A 12,675-nucleotide genomic window follows, 5' to 3' on the forward strand; every position below is an offset into this window, starting at 1 on the left:
GCCGGGTGTGCGAGTGGTATAGCGCACGTTTTGTCGGATTCCTCCGCTCGGTCCCGCATACTGGGACAGGCCCGCGTGCCCGGCGCCGCTCGGCTAGAGTGCGGAGCATTATGCGTTTCGGGCTGCTTCTCCTTAGCTGCCGCGGCGAGGGCCTGTAGTCGAGGCCGACCCCCTCCCCGCGGAGCTTGGCGTTGCGTCGTCGGCCGTCCTGATCCGGACTTTCTCCGGCCACCCCGAGGAGCCACCGCACCATGGCGAACCGCCAGCAGCCCAGCCAGATGCCGATCCACAAGTACGGTCAGTACGAGCAGGTCGACCTCCCCGACCGCAGCTGGCCGCAGCAGCGCGTCACCTCCGCCCCCCGCTGGCTCTCCACCGACCTGCGTGACGGCAACCAGGCCCTGATCGACCCGATGTCGCCCGAGCGCAAGCGCCGGATGTTCGACCAGCTCGTCAAGATGGGCTACAAGGAGATCGAGGTCGGCTTCCCCGCCTCCGGCCAGACCGACTTCGACTTCGTGCGCTCGATCATCGAGGAAGAGGGCGCGATCCCGGACGACGTGACCATCTCCGTGCTGACCCAGGCCCGCGAGGACCTGATCGAGCGGACCGTGGAGTCGCTCAAGGGCGCCAAGCGCGCCACCGTGCACCTGTACAACGCCACCGCGCCGGTCTTCCGCCGGGTGGTCTTCCGCGGCTCCAGGGACGACATCAAGCAGATCGCCGTGGACGGCACCCGCCTGGTGATGGAGTACGCGGAGAAACTGCTGGGCCCCGAAACCGAATTCGGCTACCAGTACTCGCCGGAGATCTTCACCGACACCGAGCTGGACTTCGCCCTGGAGGTCTGCGAGGCGGTCATGGACGTCTACCAGCCCGGCCCGGGCCGCGAGATCATCCTCAACCTGCCCGCGACGGTGGAGCGTTCGACGCCGTCCACGCACGCGGACCGCTTCGAGTGGATGGGCCGCAACCTCTCCCGCCGCGAGTACGTCTGCCTGTCTGTCCACCCGCACAACGACCGCGGCACGGCCGTCGCCGCGGCCGAGCTGGCGCTGATGGCCGGCGCCGACCGCGTCGAGGGCTGCCTGTTCGGGCAGGGCGAGCGCACCGGCAACGTCGACCTGGTCACCCTGGGCATGAACCTGTTCTCCCAGGGCGTCGACCCGCAGATCGACTTCTCCGACATCGACGAGATCCGTCGTACGTGGGAGTACTGCAACCAGATGGAGGTCCACCCGCGCCACCCGTACGTGGGCGACCTGGTCTACACGTCCTTCTCGGGCTCCCACCAGGACGCCATCAAGAAGGGCTTCGACGCGATGGAGGCCGACGCGGCCGCCAAGGGCGTCACCGTCGACGACATCGAGTGGGCCGTCCCGTACCTGCCGATCGACCCCAAGGACGTCGGCCGCTCCTACGAAGCCGTCATCCGGGTCAACTCGCAGTCCGGCAAGGGCGGTGTCGCCTACGTCCTGAAGAACGACCACAAGCTGGACCTGCCGCGCCGGATGCAGATCGAGTTCTCGAAGATCATCCAGGCGAAGACCGACGCCGAGGGCGGCGAGGTCACCGGCGGGGACATCTGGGGCGTCTTCCAGGACGAGTACCTGCCCAACCCGCAGAACCCGTGGGGCCGCATCCAGGTCCGCACCGGCCAGTCGAGCACCGACACCGACGGCGTGGACACCCTGACCGTCGAAGCCACCGTCGACGGCGAGGACACCGTCCTCACCGGCACCGGCAACGGTCCGATCTCGGCTTTCTTCGACGCCCTGCAGTCCATCGGCATCGACGTACGCCTGCTCGACTACCAGGAGCACACGATGAGCGAGGGCGCCTCCGCGCAGGCCGCCTCGTACATCGAGTGCGCGATCGACGACAAGGTCCTGTGGGGCATCGGCATCGACGCGAACACGACGCGCGCGTCGCTGAAGGCGGTCGTCTCGGCCGTCAACCGCGCCACCCGCTGACCCGTTCGACCGGACGTTCCGGGGCTCCTGTCGCCGCGAGCGGCGGCCGGGGCCCCGGCACATCTCGGCCATCCGAGCGTGAAGGTCACGGACAGGTCTCGTCCTGGGTGCTGACTCAGGCCACCGGATGTGGCTAACATCACGCAGACGTACGGCGATGATGCCGCGCGGTGACGGAGGTGCGACGTGCTGCCAGGACGGGGACGAGACGGCCGTGCCAACGGGCTTGCCCGCATCCTGGGCACCCGCACCGCGTGGACGCCCGTCGGGGACGGCGAGTTCTTCTGCCCCGGCTGCGGAGGCGACCGCAACTACCAGCGGCTGACCGGCCATCGCCGCTTCACCCTGCTCGGTGTGCCCGTCCTCCCGCGCGGCGCGAGCGCGCCCGTCGTCGAGTGCGCGGCCTGCCGATGCCACTACGGCACCGACGCCCTCGACCACCCCACCACCGTCCGCTTCTCGGCGATGCTCCGCGACGCCGTGCACACCGTCGCCCTCGCGGTGCTCTGCGCGGGCGGCGCCTGCTCCCGCGCCGCCCTGGAGACGGCCGCCGCGACGGTGCGCACGGCCGGCTTCCCCGACTGCACCGAGGAACAGCTCGCCGCCCTCGTCGAGGCCCTCGACGCCGACACCGGCCGCGCCCACGGGGAGCCCTGCGTCCCCGGCCTCGCCACCGAGCTCCACGAGGCCCTCGACCCGCTCGCCCCGCACCTCGCCCCCGCCGGCCGCGAATCGGTCTTCCTCCAGGGCGCCCGCATCGCCCTGGCCGACGGCCCGTACACCCCCGCCGAACGCGAGGCCCTCACCACGGTCGGAACAGCCCTGACCATCTGCACGACCGACGTCACCCGCCTGCTGGCAGCGGCCCGCACCCCGTCGTGAGCACTCCCCGGGGAGCATCCGGGCCCTGGGGAGCGGTGACGGCGCGACGGGGGCCGCGGGCTGATCGCCCGTGGCCCCCGCCGCCCCCCCCGGTCTGCCTTTCGGGACTACGGCAGGGTCTTGTCGTACGTCCTGTCCGTGTCCGAGTCGTAGACCTGCTTGCCGGCGGCGTCGAAGCCCTTGATGTGCGGGGCCTCGGTGACCTGCTGGTTCAGGATGCCGGCGGCGACGAACCAGCCGTGGTCCAGGGCCGCCGTGGCGTCGCTGTCGCCGTAGGAGACGGTCACCTTGGCCACGGACGGGTCGACCGTGCCGATCGAGGCCCAGCGGTACGGGAGTTTCCAGTGGCCCTTGTCGATCAGCGACTGCCGGTACAGGCCGCCCGCGTTGTCGTCGGGCACGACCGGGCGTGCGGCCGACGTCTCGCCGTTCTGCGTGCTGGTGCTGATGCCGGCGGACACGCCGTCCTTCACGTCGCAGATCACGCGGAAGCCCGCCGGCCGCTCCGCCACACCGACGACATGGACGCCGTCGCCGGGGGAGTTGGAGTCGCCCGTGCTCTTCGCCGCCAGGATGATCCGGTAGTTCTCCGCCTTGCCCGCGTCCTTGCCGACGACGCGGGCCACGTGCTCCGCGGTGAGGCACTCCTGCAGCGCTTTCGCCGCCTCGTCGAAGGTGATCCCGTCGAGCAACTGCCCGTCCGTGGCGGGCCGGGCGGGCCCCGAGGCCGACGCGGCCGCCGAGGCGCTCTGCGGGGCGCTGACCGACGACATCGGCGTCGCCGTGTCGGCGCCCCCGCCCCCGTTCCCCCCGGCCACGGCGTACGCCGCCGCCGGCACCGTCACGATCGCCGCCAGCGCCGCGCCGACCGCCGCCACCCGTCGCCGCCGCTCCGCCACGCCCCGCCGCCGGATCGCCGGGTAGGGCGCGGGGGATGGGTGGATGGTGTACGCGTCGTCCGTCATCAGTTCCCTCACCAGTTGCTCGAAGTGCCGCTCGTCGTGGGCATCGGGAGCTTCCGGCCCGCCGTATGCCGTGTGTGTCTCGTGTGCTTGGTGCGCTTCCCGTGCCCCGTGCGCGCCTCGCGCCTCGTCGTTCACCTTCCGCCTCCCCGTTGGGACACCGTGCGGTCCTCCCGCATCAGCCCCGGATACAGCCGCAACTTCGCCAGCCCTTTCGAGGCCTGGCTCTTGACCGTGCCGGGCGAGCAGCCGAGCACCTCGGCCACCTCCGCCTCCGACAGGTCCTCCCAGTACCGCAGGACCACCACCGCCCGCTGCTTCGCGGGCAGTTGTGCCAGCCCGGCGAGCAGGGAGCCGCGTTCGTCCACCCGGCCGACGGACTCGTCGTCGCGGCCCGCCCGCTCCGGCGGGGCCGCGGTCAGCGCCTCCGTGACCCGCCGCTTGCGGAAGCGGTCGCTGTTGCAGCTGACCAGCATCCGCCGGACGTAGGCCTCCGGGTTGTCGCTGCGCGCTATGCGCCGCCACGACCGGTACGCCTTCGCCAGCGCGGTCTGCGTCAGGTCCTCCGCGTGGTGGACGTCGCCTGTGAGCAGGTACGCGGTCCGGACGAGCCGTGACCACCGTGCCCTGACGAAATCCTGGAACTGGCCCTCAAGTTCGGCCTGCATCAAGCACCCTCCTCGCCCCCCAGACCACCAAGGGGCCGGAATCGGTTGCCCGAGAGTTCGGGACCCGTTCGAATGGGGGCATGGAGCGAGACGCCGAGAACGACGTCGGGAAAGCCGTGGGCGAGGGCGCCGCGCGGGACGCCGGGTGGGCCGCATGGACCTGGTCGCCCCAGGCACCGGGAGTGCTGACGCTGCCGTCGGGGCGGCTGGTGCGGGGGCGGGGACTGCGGCGGGACGTGGACCCGGCGGAGCCCCTCCCCGCGTACGGGCTGTACCTGCTCGGGGCGCCGCCCCCTCAGTTCCCCTGGGAGGCGCGGTGGGTCCGGTGGCCCGACTTCCGGCTGCCCTCGGACCGGGCGGACGCGCGGGCGGCGCTCACCGAGGCGTGGTGGCGCGCGGAGGGAGAGCGGGTGGAGGTCGCCTGCGGCGGCGGCCGCGGCCGCACCGGGACGGCGCTGGCCTGCCTGGCCGTCCTGGACGGCGTGCCGGCCGCCGAAGCGGTCGGCTTCGTACGCCGCCACTACGACCGGCACGCCGTCGAGACCCCCTGGCAGCGACGTTTCGTACGACGGTTCGGGTCGTCCGGCGCTGCCTGCCGGGGCGTTAGAGACTGAGCGTCATCAGCAGGCGGTGTGCGCCGGGGCCGAAGTAGTCGGGTCGGGGGCCGCCGGGATCGGGGAGGAAGCCCAGGGAGCGGTAGAGCGCCACGGCGGTGTCGTTGCCCGGTTCGACGGAGAGGGAGACGGAGTGGACGCCCTCCCCGCGCAGATGGCTCAGGATCTCGGTCATCAGCTGACGCCCGAGCCCCTGGCCGCGCAGGCCGGGGGTGATCCCGAGGCTGAGGATCCAGCTGTGCGCCGCGTTCGGCGGCGTCGACAGCACGTACCCGACGAGGTCCTCCCCGTCGGCCACCACGAACACGAAGTCCGGGAAGCAGGCGAGGAACTGCCTGAGCACGAAGTAGGGGTAGGGGTCGGCCGGGAAGGCCTCCGCGTCGAGGCGGACGATAAGGCCGAGATCCTCCTCGCCGGCCGGTCTGATCCGTAAGCGCCTTTCTCCGGACACCTGGCTCACGGTCGAACCGGCGACCGACGTAAAACGATCTCCGGGAACTCCGGGAAGAGGAGTCATACCGTCCCCTTGTGAAGGATGGACTTGGACCGATCTATGGGAATGACGTGTGAGGCGGCTCTAATGCGATATCCATCTGATCGTCCATCATCGCCCGGTGCATCCGCGCCTTCAAGACCGCCGTCTGCTGCTAGGCTGAACCAATGGACTTGGGACCACCCGCCGCCGAGCAAAAACTGAATGCTGATGTCCCGTGGGACGCCTTCGATCCCGATGAGTACATCAAGCACAATTACCTGGAGATCCAGGACGTGGACGAGGAGATCCTCTCCCATGTGCGGGATCACTTCAGTGATCATTTCCGGGGGCGGGCAGGACGGGTGCATTCCGGTATCGACGTGGGCGCGGGACCCAATCTCTACCCCGCCCTCGCGATGCTCCCCTGGTGCGACAGGATCACCCTGCTGGAGCGGTCCGAGAGCAACCTCGACTACCTCCGTCGTCAGCTCCGCGGCTACGACGCGCACTGGGACCAGTTCTGGGCGGTCCTGCGCAAGGACGAGGCATATGCCGTGCTGGACGAGGTCCACGGGCGGCGCCTCGCCGAAGCCGTCGGGGCCCCCGAGCCGGGCAGCCTCTTCGACCTCTGCGGCAGCGACCGCCGCTGGGACCTCGGCACGATGTTCTTCGTGGCCGAATCCATCACCACCGACCTCGGCGAATTCCGCCGCGGCGTCGGCTGCTTCATGCACGTGCTGAATCCCGGCGCGCCCTTCGCCGCCGCTTTCATGGAGCATTCCGAGGGATATCAGGTGGGTTCACAGGAATTCCCGGCCCTGGATGTCGACGTGGCCGAGGTGCGCACCCTGCTCGACAACTACGCGGAGGACGTGACAATTCACCGCACCGCCAATCCGCAGCAATTGGTGCGCGACGGGTACACGGGAATGATCCTCGCCTGCGGGCGGCGGAAGAGCTGACTCCCGATCCGTTTCTTCCGTGACGCCGGAAGGCCGCCGGAACGGCACCGCAATGGCACCCGGCGTGAAAGGCGGCATCGAGGCGGACATGGTGACGGCATGGTGACGGGCCTGTGCGAGGGGAATGGGCATGCAGATCAAACCGAGACAGAACCTGCTCGAAGTGTGGCAGGCCATCGGCCGCCATTCTTTCGACAACGGTGAATGGGACTGGGGCGAATGGGGCGGCCGCAGCAGCGTCGCCGACGCGGAGCGCCTGCTCTGCCTGATGTACCCCGCCACCGAAATCAGCGCGTTCCGTCTCGACGACCCCGACACCACCCAACGGGACGTGGAAAGGGCGCTGCGGAACGCGGGCGACTCCACCGCGATTCCCGGGAACCTCGTCAAGGTCCTCACCCACTTCATGGAGCAGCACCGAGGTGAGGGCAGGCCGACCTTCGCCGGCGGCTACTACTTCTCGCCCGAGGACCCCGAGCAGCAACTCTCCCAGGAGCAGCGGGACGTGGGCGTGGTCGACGCCTACTCCATGTCGGTCACCCTCTGCCTCGCCACGCTCGGCTTCCTCAAGGTCTACCGGGGCAAGACCCAGAGGGCGAGCACCCTCGCCCAGATCGAGCGGCTCTGGGAGGCCACCAGCGCCCGGCTGACCGCCGCCATGGTGAGCCTGCTGCGTTCCTTCACCGTCAACGTCGTCGACGTCACCGGCGACCAGGGGCAGGCCCTGACCCGGCTGCTCGGACAGGGCCGGCTCTCCCAGCGGCAGGTGATGCAGCGCTTCCAGGAACGCTTCAAGCAGTTACGCGCCGTCATCAGCGAGAGCCTGATCCTCGGTCTCGACGCCGACGTCACCGACGAACTGCGCAACGAGAACCGCATGTTCGAGTGCGGCTGGGCCTGGAGCCTCGTGCGGGGCGCCCCCGACGTCGAGGTGGAGCCCGACACCGCCGTCGCCATCGGCAAGCAGCCCGAGGGCGTGGCCCACGCCGTGCCCTATCTGTACTTCACCGTCGTCGCCCTCGACGGCATCCCCGACCTCTTCTCCGAGCGCACCCTCGTCCTCGGTCTGCTCAACCCCGAACAGCAGAAACTCGCCGACGCGCTGCGGCTGCGCTGGGAGATCACCCAGCAGTACTGGTCGGCGGTGGCCCGCTTCGGCGACGGCACCTGGCCGCTGGAGGAGATCCCCTGGCGCACCACGCTCCAGCAGCTGGAGTCGGAGTACTTCTCCCTCTCCGTGGCCTCCATCCTCGTCCACGACCTCGTCCGCCGCCGGGCCACCGACGACGACCTCACCCGCACCGTCGCCGTCATGGAACGCCTCGCCGAACGCGGCCGGATCACCAGCGGCATGACCCGCGACGACCCTGCGATCGGACTGCACAACCCCGGCGTCACCCTGCCGCTGCTGGGCAGCGACGCCCTGGGTCCGCCCATGAAGTGGACGATGACGGACTTCTCCGCGCAGTTGCTCAAGCGGACCATCCAACTCTGCTCGCTGTCACGGAACATCAGCTCACAGGACCGTCTGCTGCAACTGGCCGAGAGCATCCTCGACCACCTCTGGCAGCGCCGGCTCAGCGAGGGCGACGGCGTCGGCCTGTGGGACAACGTGCACGCCGTCTACCCCGAATCGCCGGTCCGTCAGGGCCCGTTGTCCTGGAACATCATGGAGCGCATCACCGAGTGCATGGTCGCCGCGCACGGCCTGTACGACCAGAAACCGGTCCGCAGCTCCGAACTCACCGAACTGTCCAGGGCGTTGATCAGTGAGGCGGCGCACCTCTTCGGCCGGGAGCAGATGGAACAGGCCGCCCCCGCCCTCAAGAGCCCCCAGGGAGAAGAGATCAAGGCCATCGAGGCGGATCTGCGCCGCGCCCGGCGACTCGTCGGCGACCAGCCCGGCACCGCCTACGCACTCGCCCTCGGCGTCCTGACCCGGCTCGACACCCTCGCCCGGGCCCGCGGCGACGCCGACCCGCTGGGGAGGTGACGGGTGCTCGTCTTCGCCGCCTCCGACAAGGGGGGCACGGGCCGTTCCGTCACCAGCGCCAACCTCGCCTACCACCGCGCGCTGGACGGGGACGACGTCTGCTACCTCGACTTCGACTTCGGGTCGCCCACCGCGGCCGCCGTCTTCGACCTGCCCGACGTGCTCGGGGAGGCCGAGGGGCGGGGTCTGCACTCCTACCTCAAGGGCGAGGTGGGCGAGCCGCTGCGGGTCGACGTGTGGGCCCGCACCGAACACCCCGTCCTGCTCAGCCGGCCCGGCGGCTCCGGACGGCTGGTGCTGCTGCCCGGCGACCGCTCCGGCGGTGAATTCGTCACCGACGCGGAGAACCTGCACCGGTGCGTGGACCTCGTCCTGCGACTGAAACGCGAATTCGACGTCATCATCGTCGACTTGAGCGCCGGACGCAGTTATGCGATGGACCTCGCCCTGCTCGCCACCTCGCCCCGCGGCGGACTCGGACGACTGAAAACGCGATGGCTCGTCTATCACCGCTGGACCCGCCAGCACGTGATGGCGGCCGCCGAACTCGTGTACGGGAAACAGGGCATAGTCGAGGCCGGTTGCGCCATGGGCCACGACTCGGACGCGCTCAACGCCTCGATCCGTTTCGTCCGGGCCGCCGTTCCCAATCTCGAGTCGCCGCTCTGGTCGCAGGTCTCACCCGCCCAGTACGCGTGGATGCGGCAGTGCGACACACAACTGGAGGAAATCGCGGCCGGCCGCGGCATCGGCAAGACACGGGTGCTGTCTTCCATTCCGCTGGAACCCGTCCTGCAGTGGCAGGAACGCCTCATCACCGACGAGGACGTCCACGACCGCCGGATCGCCAATGTCGAGACCTGGCAGAAGATGGGCGAACTCGCACAACGCCTGACCGACGACATGTACTGGGGGCAGCTGTGAGCGGGCCGGGAACGGTGTTCCGGGAGACCAGCGCGCAGCCGCGCACCGAATCCGTGCCCTACTCCCATCTCTCCCTGGAATTAGGGCACTTGTACATGGAGGACTTCGTCGAAGGCCCCGACCGGCTGCGCCGCCACTTCGCCGCCGTGCGGCCCTGGGTGGACGCCGCCAGGGCCGGCGTCGGCCCGCTCCCGGCGGGGCGGCGACCGAGGATCAGCACCTGCTTCCTCATCGACGACTACTTCAGCCGGCTGTCCACCCCCGCCGAACTCGTCCCGCCGCTGCTCGACGCGGCGGCCGAGTCCGGCCTCACCATCGACTACCTGGCCCGCGAGTCGGGCTGCGCCGGCCCCGCGCTCGCCGGTCCCGCCCCGGCCGGCGGCGGGTCCGGCCGCCGGGACCGCGCCGTCCTCGCCGAGGCCGTCCTGCACCGGCTCGTGGAGTCGCCCCCGCCCGGCAGCAACGGCTTCCGCCCGCCCGTCAGCCGCACCGGCTGGCTCACCAACGGCCGCCGCGCCCCGTCCCGGCGCACCTCCGCCGCCCTGGACGCCACCGGAGCGGTCTGGGAGCCGCCGAGCGAGACCGGCGCGCGCGGCCACTCCGTCTTCATGGACGTCGAGCTGTGGAGCGGGCCCGAGGACGAGCGCACCTGGTCCTGCGCCTTCCTCGCCTCGGTCTGGCAGCTCGTCCGGCTCGGGCTGCTGCGCGACAACGGCCGGGCCGTGCTGACCCCCGCCGCCTGGGACGACAAGGCGTTCCCGGCCGACTGGGACGCGCTGCCGCCCGTCGTCCGCCTCAACCCGCTCGCGCCGCCCTTCACCGCGTACGCCACGTGCAGCATCCTCCCGGCCCGGTTCCTGCCCGTGGAGCACGCCGTCCGCGTCGTCCTGGACCAGGTCCACGTCGAGGAGGAGGCGCTGCGCCAGGTCGCCGAACGCTCCGCGGGCGAGGGCGTCGCCGTCCCCGCCGGCGTCGTGGACCGCACCTCCTACGTGTTCCCGCCGGGGCTGTGACATGAGCGGCCTGGGCACGACCACGGGGCCCGTCCTGGCCTGCGGCGAGGTGCGGACCTGTCTGCTGCCCAACCGCGACGCGGTGGACGAACGGGCCGCCGAGGGGCTGCTGCGCCTGCGCGCCGACGAACGCGTCCGGCTGTCCCGGCGTCCCAACCGGCACGCCGTCTCCCCGGACGTCCTCACCGGCGTCGACTGCCGGCTGCCCACCGCCACCGGCGCCCGGATCCGCGCCGTCGGCACGGTGACCGCCCGCGCGGCGCTCGTCGAGGGCCGGGTGCTGCAGTCGACGGCGTCCTTCTCCCTCCCGGCCGACGGGCCCGACCGGCGCCAGCCCTGGGGCTACTACCTGGTCCGGCCGGGCTCCCTGGTCCCCGTCGGCCGGCTCCCCGAGAAGTCGGTGAGGGAGGGCTTCCTCACCGGGAGCCGGCAGGGCGAGCTGGACGTCGGCTCGATCGCCGAGAGCCTGCTGGCGCGGATCTCCCGGCGGCACGAACTGGACCACGACGCCCCGCTCACCACCGCCGACACCAGCCTGCGCTGGACGGCGTCCCCGACCGCCGCCGGCGAGGAGGCGTCCCTGCACTTCACCGAGGCCGGCGACGGACTGCGGGTGGTGGAGCTGCGGCTGCCGCCCGGCACCGAGCCCGCCGCGGTGGCCGGCCTCTGCGAGGACCTCGCCCTGCACGACTGGCTGCTGACGACCGTCGCCGACAAGCTCGACGGCCTGCGGCTCGGCTCCGACGACCGCAAGGCCGCGCTGAAGGTGCTGCGCCCGCTCGTCGACCATCTGCTGCATCTGTGGATGCCGAGGGCCCGCGTCGACCGCGCGCTGACCACCCCATGGGAGGAGCTGGAGAGGAACCCCGGGTTCAGCAGACAGTGGAACACCCTGGCCCAGCGCATCCGCGACCAGCTCGCCCTGCAGAACCTCGTCCGCCGCGAGGAACGCGGCGACGCGCTGAGCACGCCCTGACGGCACCGAGGCCGCTACGACCATCGAGGCCCGCACCGCGCACGGCACGCCCGCACCACGGCACAGCCCGCACCATCGCACAGCAAGGGAAGGCACCACGACACCGGTCCGCGCATGATCCCGACGGGGGGAGAAAGAGAGATGAACGCACCGGCGAACACGTTCGAAGGCGCTCGGCATGTGACCCAGAAACTCCTGGTCACGGTGGTGGTGGGCGGTGTGGTCTACCTGCTCACCAACGTTCTCGGAGCCGACGAGGAAGGCCCGTGGCAGCTCGTGCTGTCCGTGCTGTGCGGCGGCATCGTGCTGATCGTGCAGTTCCTCGTGTCCTTCGTGAACCAGATGAACGCCGTCAAGGACTCGGTGGACAAGAGGTTCGCCGACATCGGCAAGGCCACCAAGCTCTTCAACGAGGTGGAGAAGCTGCGCGGCGACGGCGTGCCCCGGCTCGCCGAGCACGCCACCAAGGTCGTCTCCATGGGGCCGGACATCCTGCACGCGTTCGCGCACGCCGAGATCGACCGACTGGCCGCGCAGATGGAGGACTTCACCAACCTCGTCGCCGAGTGCCCCGGGGAGAACCACGACTGGCTCATGACCCTCACCCGGTGCACCCGCAAGAGCATCGACGCCATCAGCACCACCGTCGTCGACGACAGCTTCTGGAACACCGAGCCCGCCGGCCGCTACCTCACCGCCCAGCGGGAGGCCATCCTCGACCCCGAGCGCCGTATCAGGGTGCGGCGGCTGTTCATCGTCAAACGGCCCGAGGAGTTCTCCGCTCTGGTGCCGATCTGCACCGAGCAGCGGGACATGGGCATCGACGTACGGGTGGTCGCGCTGGAGGAGCTCCCGCCGTACTTCCGGCGCGGCAAGATGATCGACTTCATCGTGTTCGACGAGGCGCTGACGTACGAGATCCACGCCGACCAGCTCAGCGTGAACTCCTCGACCACGATCAACGCCCGGGCGAACGAGGTCGAGCCTCTGCGCCGCCGGTTCAACCTGCTGTGGGACGCCGCCGACCCGGCCAACTCCCCGAACGGCCTGCCCGGCCAGGTCCGGGTCAGGAGCGGCGGCCCCGACCCGGACTGACGCCTGCGCGACCCGGTGGGACCGGTCCCACCGGTCCCACCGGTCCCACCGGTCCGGCCGCGGCGCCGGAGTTTCAGGCGGCCTCGGTGATCTCCGCGGCCGCCTGGTCCGCTGCCGTCTCCGCGCGCCGTACGGCCA

Annotated in this window: 12 protein-coding genes; 9 read left to right on the plus strand and 3 right to left on the minus strand. The window is 70.8% G+C overall.

Annotated elements, in window-relative coordinates; translation table 11 throughout:
* The first annotated feature begins 251 nt into the window (after positions 1-251).
* Positions 252-1,973: a 2-isopropylmalate synthase gene (leuA, locus tag ACIRS4_RS31340; RefSeq protein WP_404202440.1), complete on the plus strand. Its 1,722-nt coding sequence runs from the start codon at positions 252-254 to the stop codon at positions 1,971-1,973.
* A 186-nt stretch (positions 1,974-2,159) separates the two neighbouring features.
* Positions 2,160-2,855 (plus strand): TerB family tellurite resistance protein, encoded by a 696-nt coding sequence (locus ACIRS4_RS31345; RefSeq protein ID WP_404202442.1) that lies wholly within the window; start codon positions 2,160-2,162, stop codon positions 2,853-2,855.
* Positions 2,856-2,962: 107 nt separating this feature from the next.
* On the opposite strand, the gene ACIRS4_RS31350 is transcribed toward ACIRS4_RS31345, so the two are convergent.
* Positions 2,963-3,820, minus strand: a complete 858-nt coding sequence (locus tag ACIRS4_RS31350) for a hypothetical protein (protein WP_404202444.1) — start codon at positions 3,818-3,820, stop codon at positions 2,963-2,965.
* A 131-nt stretch (positions 3,821-3,951) separates the two neighbouring features.
* Positions 3,952-4,485: a SigE family RNA polymerase sigma factor gene (locus ACIRS4_RS31355; RefSeq protein ID WP_403806994.1), complete on the minus strand. Its 534-nt coding sequence runs from the start codon at positions 4,483-4,485 to the stop codon at positions 3,952-3,954.
* Between the two features lie 80 nt (positions 4,486-4,565).
* Here ACIRS4_RS31355 and ACIRS4_RS31360 point away from each other — a divergent pair, with 80 nt between their 5' ends.
* Entirely contained in the window at positions 4,566-5,099 is a 534-nt protein-coding gene (locus tag ACIRS4_RS31360; RefSeq protein ID WP_404202446.1) for a protein phosphatase, read from the plus strand.
* Here the strand turns inward: ACIRS4_RS31360 and ACIRS4_RS31365 are convergent.
* On the minus strand, positions 5,089-5,550 hold the full coding sequence (locus tag ACIRS4_RS31365; protein WP_404202448.1) for a GNAT family N-acetyltransferase: 462 nt from the start codon (positions 5,548-5,550) through the stop codon (positions 5,089-5,091). The genes ACIRS4_RS31360 and ACIRS4_RS31365 overlap by 11 nt on opposite strands.
* A 209-nt stretch (positions 5,551-5,759) precedes the next feature.
* Here ACIRS4_RS31365 and ACIRS4_RS31370 point away from each other — a divergent pair, with 209 nt between their 5' ends.
* The 6 genes from ACIRS4_RS31370 (at position 5,760) to ACIRS4_RS31395 (ending at position 12,537) form a co-directional block, all read left to right on the plus strand.
* The gene (locus ACIRS4_RS31370; protein ID WP_404202450.1) at positions 5,760-6,536 is read left to right on the plus strand and encodes an SCO2525 family SAM-dependent methyltransferase; all 777 of its coding nucleotides are present in this window, start codon (positions 5,760-5,762) and stop codon (positions 6,534-6,536) included.
* Positions 6,537-6,666: 130 nt separating this feature from the next.
* The gene (locus ACIRS4_RS31375) at positions 6,667-8,529 is read left to right on the plus strand and encodes an SCO2524 family protein (protein ID WP_404202452.1); all 1,863 of its coding nucleotides are present in this window, start codon (positions 6,667-6,669) and stop codon (positions 8,527-8,529) included.
* Between the two features lie 3 nt (positions 8,530-8,532).
* On the plus strand, positions 8,533-9,453 hold the full coding sequence (locus ACIRS4_RS31380; RefSeq protein ID WP_404202455.1) for an SCO2523 family variant P-loop protein: 921 nt from the start codon (positions 8,533-8,535) through the stop codon (positions 9,451-9,453).
* Positions 9,450-10,466 carry an SCO2522 family protein gene (locus ACIRS4_RS31385; RefSeq protein WP_404202457.1) on the plus strand — a complete coding sequence of 339 codons (1,017 nt, stop codon included), beginning with the start codon at positions 9,450-9,452 and terminating at the stop codon, positions 10,464-10,466. The genes ACIRS4_RS31380 and ACIRS4_RS31385 overlap by 4 nt, the downstream gene beginning before the upstream one ends.
* A gap of 1 nt (position 10,467) precedes the next feature.
* Positions 10,468-11,442: an SCO2521 family protein gene (locus tag ACIRS4_RS31390; RefSeq protein WP_404202459.1), complete on the plus strand. Its 975-nt coding sequence runs from the start codon at positions 10,468-10,470 to the stop codon at positions 11,440-11,442.
* 180 nt (positions 11,443-11,622) lie between these two features.
* A complete protein-coding gene (locus ACIRS4_RS31395; RefSeq protein WP_404202461.1) occupies positions 11,623-12,537 on the plus strand; it encodes a DUF6879 family protein in 915 nt (304 codons plus the stop codon).
* Positions 12,538-12,675: the final 138 nt, after the last annotated feature.

Source organism: Streptomyces sp. NPDC101166, from assembly GCF_044768125.1.
Taxonomy (GTDB): Bacteria; Actinomycetota; Actinomycetes; order Streptomycetales; family Streptomycetaceae; genus Streptomyces.

Bases quoted from the DNA above. Each gene is read 5' to 3' on its own strand.
- leuA (WP_404202440.1), top strand. From the start codon at position 252: ATGGCGAACCGCCAGCAGCCCAGCCAGATGCCGATCCACAAGTACGGT.
- ACIRS4_RS31350 (WP_404202444.1), bottom strand. From the start codon at position 3,820: ATGACGGACGACGCGTACACCATCCACCCATCCCCCGCGCCCTACCCG.
- ACIRS4_RS31355 (WP_403806994.1), bottom strand. From the start codon at position 4,485: ATGCAGGCCGAACTTGAGGGCCAGTTCCAGGATTTCGTCAGGGCACGG.
- ACIRS4_RS31360 (WP_404202446.1), top strand. From the start codon at position 4,566: ATGGAGCGAGACGCCGAGAACGACGTCGGGAAAGCCGTGGGCGAGGGC.
- ACIRS4_RS31370 (WP_404202450.1), top strand. From the start codon at position 5,760: ATGGACTTGGGACCACCCGCCGCCGAGCAAAAACTGAATGCTGATGTC.
- ACIRS4_RS31375 (WP_404202452.1), top strand. From the start codon at position 6,667: ATGCAGATCAAACCGAGACAGAACCTGCTCGAAGTGTGGCAGGCCATC.
- ACIRS4_RS31390 (WP_404202459.1), top strand. From the start codon at position 10,468: ATGAGCGGCCTGGGCACGACCACGGGGCCCGTCCTGGCCTGCGGCGAG.